A 13,494-nucleotide genomic window follows, 5' to 3' on the forward strand; every position below is an offset into this window, starting at 1 on the left:
CGACCTGCACCGAGTATCGCGGGTCAGGAGGTGGTGCGGGCGCGGCGGTCGCGGACGGCGCTGAGGGTGAGGCCGGTGATGACGAGGGCCACGCCGCCGGCGCCGAAGCCGGTGACCAGGGTGCCGCGGCTGCTCAGCCGGGCGTCGCACTGCATCGGCGTGATGCCCTCGTCGGGGCGAAAGACCGAGCCGCAGCCGTCACCGCCGGCGTGCACCGGGCGCACAGCGAGCACCACCCCGACGATCAGCAGGACAGCACCCACCGCGCCGAGGACCTTGCTCAGCACCGGCCGCCCTCTCCGGTACCAGGCCGAACGATCGCCAGGACCGACCACGAATGGTGGGTCAGATCCTCTGCGCGCACGTCTACTCCCTGCCACTCGGTACAATTCGCTCAGCTCGGTGAGATTTGATCAAATCTAACGCAGCTAGCAGCCGGCGCTGAAGTTCGGAACGGCCGGTCGGAGGAATCTTCACAGTGTTCTAACGCACCCAGCCGGTGACCGGTTCAGCCGCCGAGCAGCGCGCGTTCGCGGCGCTCCGCGACCTTGGAACCGGACTCGCGCCGCGCCATCCGGCGCAGTACGACCGGCGCCATCAGGAGGCCCACAACGGCCCAGAGCGTCAGGACGCCGGCCGTCTCGAGGTGCCGCCAGGACTCGCCGACCTCGACCGGCACGGCCGTGGGCGGCAGCAATGCGGACCGCATGCCGAGTCCCATCCAGTACACCGGTGTGAGCTGGCCGATCCACGCCAGCCAGCCGGGCAGCGCGCTGATCGGATAGAAGATGCCGGAGATCGCGATCAGCCCGAGCATCGGCAACTGGATCAGCCCCTGCGCCCGCGCGCTGGTGAAGACCGACCCGAGGATCGCACCGATCGGCAGCGTCGCGACGAGCCCCAGCAGCAGCACCCAGACCAGGGTGAACCAGTGCGCCGACCCGAGCGCGATCCCGTCCACCAGGATCAACCCAGGGATCAACAGGATCGCCAGGTCGACGATCAGCCCGCCCGCAACCGAGACGACCTTGCCGACGACGTACCCACGCACGCCGTCCGGGACCGCCTTCGCGCGCAGCAGCGTGCCGTCCTCGCGATCCGCGGTGAGTTGCTGGCTCATGCTGACCATGCCCATCGCGGCGTTCATCCCGAGGATGCTGGGCAGTGCGAGCGCACCGAGCAGCAGCCCGGTCGAGCCGAAGTCGCGATGCCGGAGGAAGAACAGTGCGACGAGCATCAGCGCGGGCCAGAGGAAATGGCTGAACAGCTCCGCGCCGTTGGTGAAGGACTGCCGCAGCTCGATCAGTCCGCGATTCCAGCCCGCCCTCATGACTGCTCCCGGACCAGTGCGAGGTACGTGTCCTCGAGGGACGCCCGGCGTACTTCGAGTTCGCCGAGCGCATCGCCGTACGTAGAGAACAGGTCGCGGACGTACGCGGTCGAGTCGGTGGTCGACGTACGGAACGGTTGCCCGTCGACCGTCCAGCGCACCTCGTCCTCCCCCGCGATCAGCTGGGTGAGCTGGGCGCTCGTCCCGGACGCGATGACACGGCCGGCCGCGAGGACGAGGATGCGGTGCGCGAGCTTGCTCGCCTCGTCGAGGTCGTGGGTGGTGAGCAGGATCGTGGTGCCCTGCTCGGCGCCGAGCCGGCGGACCAGCGCATGGAACTCCGAGCGCGCCTCGGGATCGAAGCCGATCGTCGGCTCATCGAGGAACAGAACGTCGGGGCGGCCAACGATTCCGATCGCGACGTCGAGCCGGCGCCGTTGCCCGCCGGACAGCGTCTTGACCTTCTGGCCGGCGGACGGAGTCAGGCCGACCGCTTCGAGCAGCTCAGCGGCCGGCCAGGGGCTGCGGTACGGGGTGTAGTACGACGCCAGGTGGTGCAGGAGCTCGCCGGCCCGCCAGTTGCCGTGGTCGCGCCAGGACTGCAGCACGATGCCGATCCGGGACCGCCAGCGCTCGTCGGCGGTGGCCGGGTCGGCGCCCAGCACCTCGACCCGGCCCGCCGACCGGAGCCGGAAGCCTTCGAGGATCTCGATCGTGGTGCTCTTGCCGGCACCGTTCGGCCCGAGCAGTGCTAGCACCTCTCCGGGACCCGCCTCGAACGTCACGTCGTGCAGTACGTCGGTGTCGCCGTACCGCATCCGGAGTCCGTCAACCATCAGAACCATGCGCCGAAGGTAAGTTGCGTTCACTCGATCGGCAATCATAAATCTCGGCTTGCTGATCACTAATGCCTGTAAAACATGGCATTCTGTGCAATGAGGCTGAGACGGAACGCAATTCGTTGCAATGAGCTGACGATGAACGCACGGAGGTCACCGATGCCGGGAGGCAGGCTGAGCCACCAGGACCGGCTCGAGATCGCGGCCGGTCTGGAGGGCGGGCTCGGGTACGCCGCGATCGCGCGGCAGTTGCGGCGGCCGACGTCCACAATCAGCCGTGAGGTCGCGCGGAACGGCGGCGTGGGCGGATACCGGGCCGACCACGCGCACTACGCGACGTCCGCGCGAGCACGCCGCCGAGCGGTCTCGCCGGCACGTGACGGCGCGCGCACGATCGATCCCCGGCACGCGGCCAATCAGCACGCGGCCGATCAGCGCGTGGCCGATTCGTGGCGCGCGGCGGTCGACCCGCGGCGTGAGTATGTCGAGCGGTTCGCGGCGATGATGGTCGACGGTGGCCTGCCCCGGATGGCGTCGCGCGTGCTCGCGCTCCTCTATACGTCGGACTCGCGGACCCTGACCGCGGCCGAGCTGGTCCGGGAGCTGCAGGTCAGCCCGGCCTCGATCTCGAAGGCGATCGGCTACCTCGAACGGGTCGGCATGGTGCATCGCGAGCCCGATCCGGTCCGGCGGCTGCAGCACTACGTGATCGCCGAGGACGTCTGGCTGAAGGCGTGGGAGGTGAGCGCGCGGACCAACCACAACTGGGCGGAGACCGCCGCCGAAGGGATCGAGCTCGTCGGCCGGGACACTCCTGCGGGCGAGCGCCTGCTGCACATGGCCGACTTCTTCGAGCGGCTCAGCGAGGACATGACCGGCGGCGCCGGCTTCCAGGACTGCCTGGCCGTGCTCGCAACGCTCTGGCAGGCCGACCAGAGGCTCGGAGCACCCGAGCTCGCCGCCGTGCTCGGTTGGCCGGTCCAGCGGGTGACCGACGCGCTCGACTACGCGGTGAAGAGCTCAGGGCAGGATGGTGCGGAGCAGGCGGCGGGTGAGACCGCCGTCGGCCAGGCCTAGCTCGACAAGGTCGTCGAAGATGAGCTGGTCGGCCGAGGCCGCACGGATGCCGGCGTCGAGGATCCGGTCGGAACGGCTGAGCTGGGCAACGAGTGCGGTGTCGCGAAGATGCCGGGAGAGCAGGCGCGACGTGCGGCGACGGTACGGCGTACCGGCGTCCCCGGAGCCGGCACGGAGTGCGTCCGCGATCGACCGGCCGGCCAGCAGACCGGTGGCGACCGCGTAATAGATGCCTTCGCCGGTCATCGGGTTGATCAGGCCGGCCGCATCGCCCGCCAGCAGTACCGGCCCGCGCTGTGGCCGCCAGTTCCAGCCGGCCAGCGGCAGGTGGTGGCCCCACCACGACTCGCCGCCCTCGGTCGCGCCAGGCAGCAGCTCTTCCAGGTGCTTCAGCAGGTCGGCCCGTGTTGGGCGGGTGCCGGCGAGCAGTTCGCCGTACCCGACGTTCGACAGGCCGTCGCCGCGGTCGAAGGACCATGCGTACGACGGTTGCCGACCGGGACCGTACGCGATCACTTGCGCCGCCGCCCGCTCCGGAGGGGTGGGCGCATACCCACGGATCGCCAGCGCGACCGGTGCGGGCTTGACGCCGAGCTCTCGCCGTACGATCGAATGCGCGCCGTCCGCGCCGACAACGAAGCGTGCGTGCAGGTCGTCCACCGCGACCGGCCCGCTGCCGATCGTCAGGTCCCGAACGCGGCGGCGGATCAGGTGCGCACCGGCCGCCTGCGCCGCCTCGACGAGGCGGTGGTCGAACACGGTCCGCGGGACCACCCACGTGGGCCGGGCGAGCTCGCGATCGACACCGGCCGCACCGCGGTTCAGTACGAAGCGGCGTACCGGCATCCAGTCGTCGAGGAGTCCCGTGACGCCGACGCCGGCCAGCAGGTCGAGGACGTGCGGCGCGATCCCGTCCCCGCACGCCTTGTCGCGCGGGAAGTCATGCCGGTCGAGCAGCAGTACTGACAAGCTCGGGTCTGCCGCCAACGCACCGAGGGCGGCCGACGCACCCGCCGGCCCGGCTCCGACAACGATCACGTCCCACATTCCGCACAGTGTGGCACCAGGGCGTGTCTCCTGATCCCGCGCCGTAGCGAGGAGGTGCTCGGTGCGGTAGCTCGGCGTGCGGGGGCGAAGGTCTCGATGCGGAGCATCGTGGCCTTTGCACCCGTGCGGCGAGGTGCCGTGCCGAGTGCCCCGCAGTAGGCGTGGGAGTGGGAGACACGCCCTAGGGCGTGGCCGATCAGGTGCCTGGGCGGCGGCCGGGCTTGTTCGTACGGCGGGGTGTGCGGCGCGGACGTGCCGCGCTCGGGCTCGGCGCACCCAGCGACGTGACCGGGCGGGCCTCGTCGGGGTCGACGACCTTGGGCGGCGGCGGGACGAAGACCGGGACGGTCTCCTCCTCATCGGCGATCGGCGGAGGTGGCGGAGGTGGCGGCTCGGCCCGGGCGGCCGACTCCTTACTTACGCGAGGGCGCGGCGCCGCGAGCGAGACCGCCGGGGCCGCGACCGCGGGGCGGTGCTGCTGATGGTGGCGGTGCGGGAGCCGGGTGCGCAACTCGAGGCCGAGCGCGTCGAGCAGTTTGCTGCAGGCAACGATCGAGAGGGCGACCGCGCCGACGGTGCAGGCCGCGAACAGCACCGACTGGCCGCCGGCCGCCCAGTTCGACGGATCGGTACGGACCATCGCGGCCACCATCGCGACCACGATCGCGTTGGTGATGCCGAGGGCAACGGCCAGGCCGACCGTACACAGCAGCACGCGGCGTTCCAGCCCGACGTCGTCGGCGGCGGCCACCAGGCCGGCGATCAGACCGGCGAGAACCGGCACTGTATAGACAAGTGCAAGGGTGAGGCCCGGGCTGGCGACGAGATAGAAGACGTCGAACACCAGCGCGGTGCCGGTCAGCGCGGCCGCGAAGCAGACCACCATCGGTGGATACGCGCGCAGCACCGTGACCGCGTCCGCGGGCACGGTCCTGAACATCCGCAAGGCCAGCAGCAACGACTCATCCCCTCGTTCTCACCCATTGTGCCGTTGCCCCGGCACCCTGAGTTAGATCAACGGTCAGCGAGTCGTGAAGATACGGATCCCCAGGCCATCACAATCGCCGTCCGACGAGGCGCGTCACGCTGAACCGCGCCGGCCGCCTGCAGTTGTGATGGCCCGGAGATCCGCTAGGCGGCGAGTTGGCCCGGCGCGAGCTTTTCGCGCAGGTCGTCGAGGATCCGGCGCAGGACCCGGGAGACCTGCATCTGGCTGACGCCGATGTCGCTGCCGATCTCGGACTGTGTCCAGCCCTCGATGAACCGCAGCTGCAGGATCCGGCGGTCCCGCTCACCGAGGTCGGCGAGCACCGGCTCCAGCATCTCGACCGTCTCCAGCTGGTCGATGCTCGCGTCGTCGTCGTCCGCGACCACGTCGGCCAGCGTCAGCTCGGCGTCGGCATCGCTCGGCCGGTCGAGCGACAGCACGTTGAAGCAGCCCTTCGCCGCGAGCGCCTGCTCGACCTCGGTCACCTCGACCTCGAGATGCGCGGCCAGCTCCACCGGAGTGGGCTCGCGGTTCAGTTCCTGTTCCAGCTCGGGCAGCTTGTTCGCGATCGTGCCCTGCATCTCCTGCAGCCGGCGCGGGATGCGGACCGTCCAGGCGCAGTCGCGGAAGTACCGCTTGACCTCGCCGCGGATGGTGGGGATCGCGAACCCGATGAACGGGGTCTCCGCCTCCAGCCGGTAGTGGTGGGCGGCCTTGACCAGCCCCAGGTACGCGACCTGTTCCAGGTCGTCGGCCTCGGCGCCGCGACCGCGGAAGCGGCGTGCGATGCCCTTGGCCATCTCCAGATTGAGTTCGACGACCTGCTCGAGAAGTTCCTGCCGCTCGTCCTCGGAGGTGCTCGCCGCCCGGCGTTCCATCAGTTCCCGGGTGGCTGTCTCACGGGCGGCCCGATCCGGCGCGCCCTTCGGGGCCGAAGCCCGCTCGATGATGCTCGTAACCATTGGTATGACCTCGCGACCTTGATGTCACGGCGTGGCACTTAGCTGAACCACGGTCATGCCTGCACCAGAACACGTACCCACCTCCGCGGAACTCATGCACGCGCTCACGGAGCCGTGAAAATCGTCACCGATCGCAACGGGCAACCGAGATCGAACGCTCGCTTGACCGCATCAAGATCACAACAAGTAAGGGTGCGGACACGTGACCGAAAAGTGTGTACGATGCAGATGCAAGCTCAGATGCACGTGCATCTGCCAGTGAAGACGGAAGGTGCAGCCCATGACAGACATCTACAACGGCATGGCTGGCAACGCGAACGGCGAGCTGATCTGGCGCAAGAGCCAGCGGAGCAACGCCAACGGTCAGTGCGTCGAGGTAGCGAAGCTGCCGGACGGCGGTGCCGCGGTGCGCAACTCGCGCTTCGTCGATGGCCCGGCGCTGGTATTCACCAAGGCTGAGATGGAAGCATTTCTCGGCGGCGTCCACGACGGCGAGTTCGACGACCTCGCCTGAGCACCACTTGTAACACTGCACGACCGCAACGCTGCAACACGGCAACACCCGAAAAGCAAGGGCCCCTTCGCCAGGCGAGTGACGAAGGGGCCCTTTCGTGTGCCCGGATCGCCCCGGGCCACCGGGGAGCGGCGGACCTGCAAACGACATGGAAACGCCAGGGCCGACTCTCCGGCGAGAGTCGGCCCTGGCGTGCCTGAGGGGCGGGTACGGTCCTACTGGACGGTGAGCGGCCAGAGCTGCTCGCTCGGCAGCTCCGAAGCCTTCCCGGTGGCCGCATTGTCAACGGTGATTCGCAATCCGGTGAACTTCGGCGTCATCACCCGCTGGTACCGTGACGCGCGGTCCGGCTCAGCGGCGTACTCGGCGATCAAGTGGTCACCCAGCCAGATCCGCACCATCTTCCGTCCTCCTCCTGTGGTCTCGGTGGTCATGGGGCCAGGCTCACGATCGGGTCACCGTCGAGTTGACGGACACCGCGCAACCAGCCTTCGAACGCCCACCGTTGCTGCTCGGGGCACCGTGCGACCAGGTCCTGGATCTCCCGCTCCGTCAGTTCCTCGGGCGCGCGGCCGCCGGCACTGACTGCGGTCCGCTCCACCACTTCACTGTCGTCGTTCATCGACTCGGGTTCCCCAACCAGTCATGCCAACGGGGGGCCGCTGGCGCTCTGTAGGACCGGCCCGCCGGATCACGTGATGTCACGTTTCGCACGATCCGGCTCACCTTCTGTGCATGAAACAATCATGGCGTCGGCACAGAGCGAATGCAAGCGCCCGATGCACGTGCATCGGCACGTTTTCCAATTCGAGACCACATCGACCGACTTCAGGCGTGATCTCGGGGGGTTCAAGGCCGTCGAACGGCGTTCGACGGCGATTTGGCCGCTTGTTATGTACTGACATAGTGGGCGTCGGCGCGTCGACTATGCTGACAATCCGTGACCATCGCTGCGGATCCCGAACTCGATGGCCGGAGCTTCGCCAGATCCGTCGCTCAACGTGCGATGATGTGCACTTGCGGGTGAGGTTGCGATGAGGACTGCTGGGGCCGCTGGGAGGTGGGTGTGACCGTGTCGGGCGCGCAAAGCGGGCCGACCGCGCTGCGGATCGTTCTCGGCGGGCATCTTCGCCGGATGCGGGTCGCGGCCGGTATCAGCCGATCCGACGCGGGATGGGAGATCCGCTCCTCGGAGTCCAAGATCAGCCGGATGGAGCTCGGCCGGGTCGGACTCCGCGAGCGCGACGTCAGCGATCTCCTCACTCTCTACGGGCTCGACGACGAGGAAGAGCGCGAGCGGCTTCTTGGTCTCGCGCGCGAGGCGAACAACCCCGGCTGGTGGCACCGCTTCGGCGACGTGCTGCCGAGCTGGTTCCAGTCGTACATCGACCTCGAAGGCACCGCGGAGCTGATCCGTCTCTACGACCTGCAGCTCATCCCCGGGCTGCTGCAGACGCCCGAATACACCCGCGCGGTCGTCCAGCTCGGCCGGGGCAGTGTCCCGACCGAGGAGGTCGAGCGCCGGATCGCGCTGCGCCTGCAGCGCCAGGAGGCGCTCACCCGGCCCGAGCCGATCCGTCCCTGGGCGGTCGTGGACGAGGCGGCCCTGCGCCGCCCGGTCGGCGGGGTCACCTGCATCGTCGAGCAGCTCGACCACCTGATCAAGATCTCCGAGATGCCGAACGTCACCCTTCAGGTGGCGCCGTTCGGCCTCGGCGGGCACGCGGCCCAGGCCGGCGCGTTCACCATCCTCCGGTTCCGCGAGCCCGACCTGCCGGACAAGGTCTACATCGAGCACCTCACCAGCGCGCTGTACCTCGACACTCCTGAGGAGCTCGACCAGTACACGGCCGCGATGGAGGCGCTCTGCGTCGCGGCTCCGCAGCCGGCCAAGTCCCGCGACTTCATCATGAACATCCGCAAGGAGTTCGAGAACTAGCTGTTGTCCGTCAGCCAGGTGATCAGCGGCTTCGTCGCCTGCCAGTCGGTACGGATCTGCGCGGCCAGGTCGGCCGTGTGGATGACGGGCTCGAAACCGTAGTCCTTGCCGACGCTCAGCGACTTGTGCCGGAGCAGGTCGATCCTTGGGTGGTCCGGGTCGTAGCCGCGCGGGCTGGTCTTGAGCTTCTCCCCGCCGACCGTCCAGCCGGCCTTCGCCAGCTTCGCGAGGATCTTCTCCAGCTGCTTGCCGCGGCGGTCCTCGTCGATGGCGGTACGGACCCGCGCCAGCCGTTCGGAGGTAGCGTCGTAGAACCCGGCACCGACGCGGACACCGGGCGCCGCCACCTGGACGTACCAGCCGGTGGCCGGCGCCACAGCGACGTACGCACCCTGATGCGTCTTGTACGGCGTCTTGTCCTTGGCGAACCGCACGTCCCGGTACGGGCGGAACAGCTTCGCCGTACCGAACTCCTCCTCGAGCTCCGCAAGCAGGTCCGCCATCGGGGCCCGCACCGACTCCTCGTAGACGTGCTTGTGCGCCGTCCAGAAGCTCTTGGTGTTGTCCATTTCGAGATCGTCGTAGAAATCCAGCGCCGCAGCCGGAAAGCCGGTAAAACTCATGCGGTAACAGTAGTTCGCCCGACAGATCGGACAGGCACCCCCATATGCGCGCGATCCAGGTCACCCAGCTCGGCGGGCCCGAGGTACTGGTTCCGCGGAGCTCGCGCTGCTTATCCAGGGGCTGATCGCGTGGCACGTTCTGCGGAAGAGCGCACGGCTCGGTTGCGGCGAGTCGGTCCTGGTGAACGCGGCGGCGTCCACGCCGGCCAAGCGCGAGCTGGCCCTGGAGCTCGGCGCTGACGTTGCCTTGGACAACGACTGGCTCGGAGGACCACCGGCAAGCTCGTACTCAGGCCGTGAAGAACGCGCGTACGTCGGCGGCCAGCAGCTCCGGTTGCTCGAGGGCCGCGAAGTGCCCGCCGTGCGGATGACTCGTCCAGCGGACGATGTTGTCGGTGTGCTCGACCTTGTGCCGCAACGGGATGAAGTTCTCGTGCGCGAGGTCGAGGACCGCGGTCGGCGTCCGGGACGGCTCGGGCGGCTGACCCCAGTACGCCGCGTGCGCGCGCTCGTAGTAGATCGCACCGGCCGATCCCCCGGTCCGGGTCAGCCAGTACAGCATCACGTCGGTGAGCAGCACGTCGCGGTCGATCGGCTGGTCGGACCACGCCTCGAACTTCTCCGCGATCCACGCGAGCTGCCCGACCGGTGAGTCGGTGAGCGCGTACGCCAGCGTCTGCGGCCGGGTCGACTGAAGGTCGGCGTACCCCTGCCGCTCGGTCGCGAACTCCTGCTGGCGCCGCCACGACGCCCAGGTCCGCTCCTGCTCGGCGGGATCCAGCCCAGCGAGCTCGGCAGCGGTCGGCTCGGACGTCGCGCCGGCACCAGGGATCAGATTCAAATGGACACCGATCACCCGCTCCGGATCGATCCGCCCGACCTCACGGGAGATCGCCGCGCCCCAGTCCCCGCCCTGTACGCCGTACCGCTCGTACCCGAGCCGGGTCATCAGCTCCGTCCACGCGCGGGCGACCCGCTTGAACTCCCATCCGGGCTCGGTCGTCGGACCGGACAGCGTGAACCCCGGAATGGTCGGGAAGATCAGATGGAAGTCGGTCAGCAGCGGCGCGATCGCGGTGAACTCGACGATCGAACCCGGCCAGCCGTGCGTGAACACGAGCGGGATCGCATCCGGCGACGCCGAGCGGAGCTGGGCGAAGTGCACCACCGCGCCGTCGATGACGGTCTTGTACTGCGGCCAGCTGTTCAACTGCGCTTCAGCGGCTCGCCAGTCGTACCCGTCCCACCAGTACGCGACCAGCTCCTGCAGGTACGCCAGCGGTACGCCACGGGACCAGCCGGCCGCTGGCAGCTCCGACGGCCAGCGCACCAGGTCCAGGCGTCGACGCAGGTCGTCCAACTCGCTCTCCGGCACGTCCAGCCGGAACGGTTCGATCGTCACCGACGCACCATGACACGAGGTGTCGGTCAGGCGCCGACCTTTTCGGACGTACGGTCCTTGACGACCTTGACCACGACGGCGGCGATCAGGCAGAGCACACCGACGCTGATCACGATCGTGGTCAGCGTGCTGGCGCCGTTCACCGCGTTGTCGCAGGCCATCGGCGTGATCCCCGCGGCCGGACGGAACGCCGAACCGCAGTCGACCCCACTCGCGGAGACCGTCCGGAACCCGAGCAGCGCGCCGCCGAGCAGCAGCACCACTCCGACGGCACCGAGCACCTTGTTCAGTGTGATCACGGTCTGTCCGGCTCCGCGATCCGGCCTGGTGTCGGGCCTGGTGTTGGGCATGCCAACAACCTGCCCCATGAGCCCCGTAGCACTTCGTTCACTCCTCTTCGTCGGACCACCCGGATCGAACTTACGGTCCGGTTCCCAGGGATCCCTACCCGTGCAGGGGGTCAGCACTGATTCTTCACACAGTCCTTACTCAGAACATGACCGCCTGTGACGGTGATCTCAGATCAAATGACAGTCACTGTCATCTGATGCGTTCCTCCAGATACACGGTGATCGGGTCCCCGGGCTGCTTGCCGAGCAGGGCCTGGAGCGCGGCCTTGACGGGCAGCTTGTGGGTCCCGTCACCGAGCGCCATGAACGAGCTCTCGAACGGGTGCCCGTCCATGGTTCCGCGCACCTTCACCAGCCCGCGCGTCCCGAAGTACTCCGCCGATCCGGCCATCTGCACGTAGGTCCAGCCGCCCTTGGCGTCGCTCTTCTGCAGCGGCGCGGTGAACGTCTTGTCCAGCTTGCTCATGGTGAGCTCCTCTCTCCATCCCTAGGTAGAGACAGCGACGGCGCTTTCGACATCCTCGGGCAACTTATTCTGGATGATGTGCAGATGAGGATCCGGCGGGCGGGGCAGAACGACGTACCGGCGGTTCTGGCGCTCCTCGATGGTGCGACCGAGTGGCTGGTCGCTCGCGGGTGGACGGACCAGTGGGGTACGTCGCCGCACTCGACGAGCCCGCGCCGCGTCGAGCAGATCACCGCGTTCGCCGCGGACGGCGGCCTCTGGGTGGGGACGCTCGACGACCAGGTGGTCGGGGCGCTGGCAGTCGGCGCGGCGCTCGACTACGTACCGCCTGCCACGGAGCCTGAGCTGTACGTCCGGCTGCTCGTCACCGACCGTGCGTCGGCCGGGCAGAACCTTGGCGGGACTTTGCTCGACCATGCGCGGGAGCTGGCCCGCGCGGGCGGCGTACGGCTGCTGCGAGTGGACTGCTTCGCGGGCGGCGACCAGGCGCTCGTCCGGTACTACGAGCGGCAGGGGTTCACGCGGGACGTCGAGTTCGCCGTACCGCGGGTCAATGCGCCGGACTGGCCGGGTCAGGTGCTGGCGCAGCGGTTGTGATGTGTCCTGTCGTGTGTACGGGGCCGTGGGAGTCGGTGCAGTGTTCGGAGCGGCCGGCGGTCGCGTGGTCGACCTGGAGCGTGGAGTGCGTCAGGTTGTGGCGCTCGGCAAGCACTTCCTCGATCCGCATCCGGATCTGATGGCAGTCCAGGCCCTCCGCGACCATGATGTGCGCGGACGCGGCCGGTTCGCCGGAGGTGATCTCCCAGACGTGCAGGTCGTGCACCTCGACGACGCCTTCGACGCCGCACAGCTCGGCGCCGAGTGCCTGCGGGTCGATCGCGGTCGGAGCGGCCTCGAGGAAGATCCGGCCGGAGTCGCGGACCAGGCCGATGCCGGCCTTCAGCATCAGGGCGGCGACCACGAAGGCGGCGATCGCGTCGGCCCGGGCGAAGCCGGTCAGCAGTACGACGAGGCCCGCGATCGCAGTCGCGACGAAGGCGAACAGGTCGTTCAGGATGTGCTGGAACGCGCCCTCGACGTTCAGGCTGGTGCGGTTCGCCTTGCTGATCAGCCAGGTGGCGAGGAGGTTCACCACGATGCCGACGACGCCGGTGATCAGTACGAGCGCGCCCTTGACCTCGGGCGGGTCGATCAGCCGGTTCACGGCCTCGTACACGAAGTAGACCGCGAGCAGGAGCAGGGTGATGCCGTTGGCCTGGGCGGACAGGATCTCGACCCGCTTGAAGCCGTACGTGAATCCGCCTGCCGGTGGTTTCGCGGCGAGCCGGATCGCGAGCAGCGCGAGGGCGATCGCGATCGCGTCGGTGAGCATGTGCGCCGCGTCGGTGACGAGCGCCAGCGAACCGGCCGCGAGACCGACGATCACCTCGGCGATCATGAATCCGACGATCAGCGCGAGCGCACCACTGAGCAACTTCCGGTCCGCGGCGGCGCTCACGCCGTGCCCGTGACCATGCCCGTGACCGGCGCTCACGGCTCCGACCTCTCCGGGTGGATGGCGTCGGTGTGCTCGGTGTGCGCGACGGCGAGGTCGAGCAACATCCGTACGTGCGCGTCGTCGAGCCGGTAGAACGCGTTCCGCCCGTCCCGCCGTACGGCGACCACCCGATGCGCGCGCAGCAGCCGGAGCGCGTGCGAAGTCGCGGACTCGCTCAACCCGGTGATCACAGCCAGATCGCAGACACACAGCTCCCCGTCGAGCAGCGCCACCAGCAACTTCAACCGCCGCGGATCCCCAAGCAGCCCGAACACATCCGCAGTGTCGACGACGTCCTGCTCCCCCGGCATCCTGGCATTGACACTAGCCACCCGCTCGGGATCCACCACCCGCACACCACAAACATCCAGCTGAACATCTGCAGACCTGTTCATATATTCAAGGTACGCCATCCGCCGT

18 protein-coding genes are annotated in these 13,494 nt (G+C 68.6%); 4 read left to right on the forward strand and 14 right to left on the reverse strand.

Features of this window, described 5'->3' with window-relative positions; translation table 11 throughout:
- Window positions 1–23: 23 nt before the first annotated feature.
- From ACGFI6_RS03880 to ACGFI6_RS03890, 3 genes are all read right to left on the reverse strand, one after another.
- Window positions 24–287, reverse strand: a complete 264-nt coding sequence (locus ACGFI6_RS03880) for a hypothetical protein (RefSeq protein ID WP_393115087.1) — start codon at window positions 285–287, stop codon at window positions 24–26.
- Between the two features lie 221 nt (window positions 288–508).
- Window positions 509–1,330 carry an ABC transporter permease gene (locus tag ACGFI6_RS03885; RefSeq protein ID WP_393115088.1) on the reverse strand — a complete coding sequence of 274 codons (822 nt, stop codon included), beginning with the start codon at window positions 1,328–1,330 and terminating at the stop codon, window positions 509–511.
- Complete coding sequence (locus ACGFI6_RS03890; RefSeq protein ID WP_393115090.1) at window positions 1,327–2,175, reverse strand: ABC transporter ATP-binding protein; 849 nt, start codon at window positions 2,173–2,175, stop codon at window positions 1,327–1,329. The genes ACGFI6_RS03885 and ACGFI6_RS03890 overlap by 4 nt, the downstream gene beginning before the upstream one ends.
- Window positions 2,176–2,328: 153 nt before the next feature.
- Here ACGFI6_RS03890 and ACGFI6_RS03895 point away from each other — a divergent pair, with 153 nt between their 5' ends.
- On the forward strand, window positions 2,329–3,246 hold the full coding sequence (locus ACGFI6_RS03895) for a MarR family transcriptional regulator (protein WP_393115091.1): 918 nt from the start codon (window positions 2,329–2,331) through the stop codon (window positions 3,244–3,246).
- On the opposite strand, the gene ACGFI6_RS03900 is transcribed toward ACGFI6_RS03895, so the two are convergent.
- From ACGFI6_RS03900 to ACGFI6_RS03910, 3 genes are all read right to left on the reverse strand, one after another.
- Window positions 3,190–4,293, reverse strand: a complete 1,104-nt coding sequence (locus tag ACGFI6_RS03900; RefSeq protein WP_393115092.1) for an NAD(P)/FAD-dependent oxidoreductase — start codon at window positions 4,291–4,293, stop codon at window positions 3,190–3,192. The two genes, ACGFI6_RS03895 and ACGFI6_RS03900, sit on opposite strands and share 57 nt — an antisense overlap.
- A 196-nt stretch (window positions 4,294–4,489) precedes the next feature.
- Window positions 4,490–5,251 (reverse strand): hypothetical protein, encoded by a 762-nt coding sequence (locus tag ACGFI6_RS03905; protein ID WP_393115093.1) that lies wholly within the window; start codon window positions 5,249–5,251, stop codon window positions 4,490–4,492.
- A gap of 173 nt (window positions 5,252–5,424) precedes the next feature.
- Complete coding sequence (locus tag ACGFI6_RS03910) at window positions 5,425–6,243, reverse strand: SigB/SigF/SigG family RNA polymerase sigma factor (protein ID WP_393115094.1); 819 nt, start codon at window positions 6,241–6,243, stop codon at window positions 5,425–5,427.
- Window positions 6,244–6,523: 280 nt separating this feature from the next.
- On the opposite strand from ACGFI6_RS03910, the gene ACGFI6_RS03915 reads away from it, so the two are divergent.
- On the forward strand, window positions 6,524–6,757 hold the full coding sequence (locus ACGFI6_RS03915; protein WP_393115095.1) for a DUF397 domain-containing protein: 234 nt from the start codon (window positions 6,524–6,526) through the stop codon (window positions 6,755–6,757).
- Between the two features lie 215 nt (window positions 6,758–6,972).
- On the opposite strand, the gene ACGFI6_RS03920 is transcribed toward ACGFI6_RS03915, so the two are convergent.
- Both ACGFI6_RS03920 and ACGFI6_RS03925 read right to left on the reverse strand, forming a co-directional pair.
- Window positions 6,973–7,191, reverse strand: coding sequence for a hypothetical protein (locus tag ACGFI6_RS03920; protein WP_393115096.1), 219 nt, complete (start codon window positions 7,189–7,191; stop codon window positions 6,973–6,975).
- Complete coding sequence (locus tag ACGFI6_RS03925; protein ID WP_393115097.1) at window positions 7,188–7,379, reverse strand: hypothetical protein; 192 nt, start codon at window positions 7,377–7,379, stop codon at window positions 7,188–7,190. Before ACGFI6_RS03925 ends, ACGFI6_RS03920 begins: the two co-directional genes overlap by 4 nt.
- Window positions 7,380–7,823: 444 nt before the next feature.
- Between ACGFI6_RS03925 and ACGFI6_RS03930 the strand changes: the two genes are divergently transcribed.
- The gene (locus ACGFI6_RS03930; protein WP_393115098.1) at window positions 7,824–8,696 is read left to right on the forward strand and encodes a helix-turn-helix domain-containing protein; all 873 of its coding nucleotides are present in this window, start codon (window positions 7,824–7,826) and stop codon (window positions 8,694–8,696) included.
- On the opposite strand, the gene ACGFI6_RS03935 is transcribed toward ACGFI6_RS03930, so the two are convergent.
- From ACGFI6_RS03935 to ACGFI6_RS03950, 4 genes are all read right to left on the reverse strand, one after another.
- Complete coding sequence (locus tag ACGFI6_RS03935) at window positions 8,693–9,319, reverse strand: DUF2461 domain-containing protein (protein ID WP_393115100.1); 627 nt, start codon at window positions 9,317–9,319, stop codon at window positions 8,693–8,695. The two genes, ACGFI6_RS03930 and ACGFI6_RS03935, sit on opposite strands and share 4 nt — an antisense overlap.
- A gap of 289 nt (window positions 9,320–9,608) precedes the next feature.
- Window positions 9,609–10,721: an epoxide hydrolase family protein gene (locus ACGFI6_RS03940; protein WP_393115101.1), complete on the reverse strand. Its 1,113-nt coding sequence runs from the start codon at window positions 10,719–10,721 to the stop codon at window positions 9,609–9,611.
- A 26-nt stretch (window positions 10,722–10,747) separates the two neighbouring features.
- The gene (locus ACGFI6_RS03945) at window positions 10,748–11,071 is read right to left on the reverse strand and encodes a hypothetical protein (RefSeq protein ID WP_393115102.1); all 324 of its coding nucleotides are present in this window, start codon (window positions 11,069–11,071) and stop codon (window positions 10,748–10,750) included.
- 190 nt (window positions 11,072–11,261) lie between these two features.
- On the reverse strand, window positions 11,262–11,537 hold the full coding sequence (locus tag ACGFI6_RS03950) for a DUF1905 domain-containing protein (protein WP_393115103.1): 276 nt from the start codon (window positions 11,535–11,537) through the stop codon (window positions 11,262–11,264).
- A gap of 84 nt (window positions 11,538–11,621) precedes the next feature.
- Here ACGFI6_RS03950 and ACGFI6_RS03955 point away from each other — a divergent pair, with 84 nt between their 5' ends.
- On the forward strand, window positions 11,622–12,134 hold the full coding sequence (locus ACGFI6_RS03955; RefSeq protein ID WP_393115104.1) for a GNAT family N-acetyltransferase: 513 nt from the start codon (window positions 11,622–11,624) through the stop codon (window positions 12,132–12,134).
- On the opposite strand, the gene ACGFI6_RS03960 is transcribed toward ACGFI6_RS03955, so the two are convergent.
- Together ACGFI6_RS03960 and ACGFI6_RS03965 are read right to left on the reverse strand one after the other, a co-directional pair.
- Window positions 12,088–13,071 (reverse strand): cation diffusion facilitator family transporter, encoded by a 984-nt coding sequence (locus ACGFI6_RS03960; protein ID WP_393115106.1) that lies wholly within the window; start codon window positions 13,069–13,071, stop codon window positions 12,088–12,090. The genes ACGFI6_RS03955 and ACGFI6_RS03960 overlap by 47 nt on opposite strands.
- The gene (locus ACGFI6_RS03965; RefSeq protein ID WP_393115107.1) at window positions 13,068–13,385 is read right to left on the reverse strand and encodes an ArsR/SmtB family transcription factor; all 318 of its coding nucleotides are present in this window, start codon (window positions 13,383–13,385) and stop codon (window positions 13,068–13,070) included. Before ACGFI6_RS03965 ends, ACGFI6_RS03960 begins: the two co-directional genes overlap by 4 nt.
- Window positions 13,386–13,494 lie beyond the last annotated feature (109 nt).

The organism is Kribbella sp. NPDC048928 (assembly GCF_043197975.1).
Lineage (GTDB): Bacteria > Actinomycetota > Actinomycetes > Propionibacteriales > Kribbellaceae > Kribbella.

Bases quoted from the DNA above. Each gene is read 5' to 3' on its own strand.
- ACGFI6_RS03935 (WP_393115100.1), bottom strand. From the start codon at position 9,319: ATGAGTTTTACCGGCTTTCCGGCTGCGGCGCTGGATTTCTACGACGAT.
- ACGFI6_RS03950 (WP_393115103.1), bottom strand. From the start codon at position 11,537: ATGAGCAAGCTGGACAAGACGTTCACCGCGCCGCTGCAGAAGAGCGAC.
- ACGFI6_RS03945 (WP_393115102.1), bottom strand. From the start codon at position 11,071: ATGCCCAACACCAGGCCCGACACCAGGCCGGATCGCGGAGCCGGACAG.
- ACGFI6_RS03965 (WP_393115107.1), bottom strand. From the start codon at position 13,385: ATGCCGGGGGAGCAGGACGTCGTCGACACTGCGGATGTGTTCGGGCTG.
- ACGFI6_RS03910 (WP_393115094.1), bottom strand. From the start codon at position 6,243: ATGGTTACGAGCATCATCGAGCGGGCTTCGGCCCCGAAGGGCGCGCCG.
- ACGFI6_RS03955 (WP_393115104.1), top strand. From the start codon at position 11,622: ATGAGGATCCGGCGGGCGGGGCAGAACGACGTACCGGCGGTTCTGGCG.
- ACGFI6_RS03895 (WP_393115091.1), top strand. From the start codon at position 2,329: ATGCCGGGAGGCAGGCTGAGCCACCAGGACCGGCTCGAGATCGCGGCC.
- ACGFI6_RS03920 (WP_393115096.1), bottom strand. From the start codon at position 7,191: ATGACCACCGAGACCACAGGAGGAGGACGGAAGATGGTGCGGATCTGG.
- ACGFI6_RS03925 (WP_393115097.1), bottom strand. From the start codon at position 7,379: ATGAACGACGACAGTGAAGTGGTGGAGCGGACCGCAGTCAGTGCCGGC.
- ACGFI6_RS03885 (WP_393115088.1), bottom strand. From the start codon at position 1,330: ATGAGGGCGGGCTGGAATCGCGGACTGATCGAGCTGCGGCAGTCCTTC.
- ACGFI6_RS03900 (WP_393115092.1), bottom strand. From the start codon at position 4,293: ATGTGGGACGTGATCGTTGTCGGAGCCGGGCCGGCGGGTGCGTCGGCC.
- ACGFI6_RS03915 (WP_393115095.1), top strand. From the start codon at position 6,524: ATGACAGACATCTACAACGGCATGGCTGGCAACGCGAACGGCGAGCTG.
- ACGFI6_RS03890 (WP_393115090.1), bottom strand. From the start codon at position 2,175: ATGGTTCTGATGGTTGACGGACTCCGGATGCGGTACGGCGACACCGAC.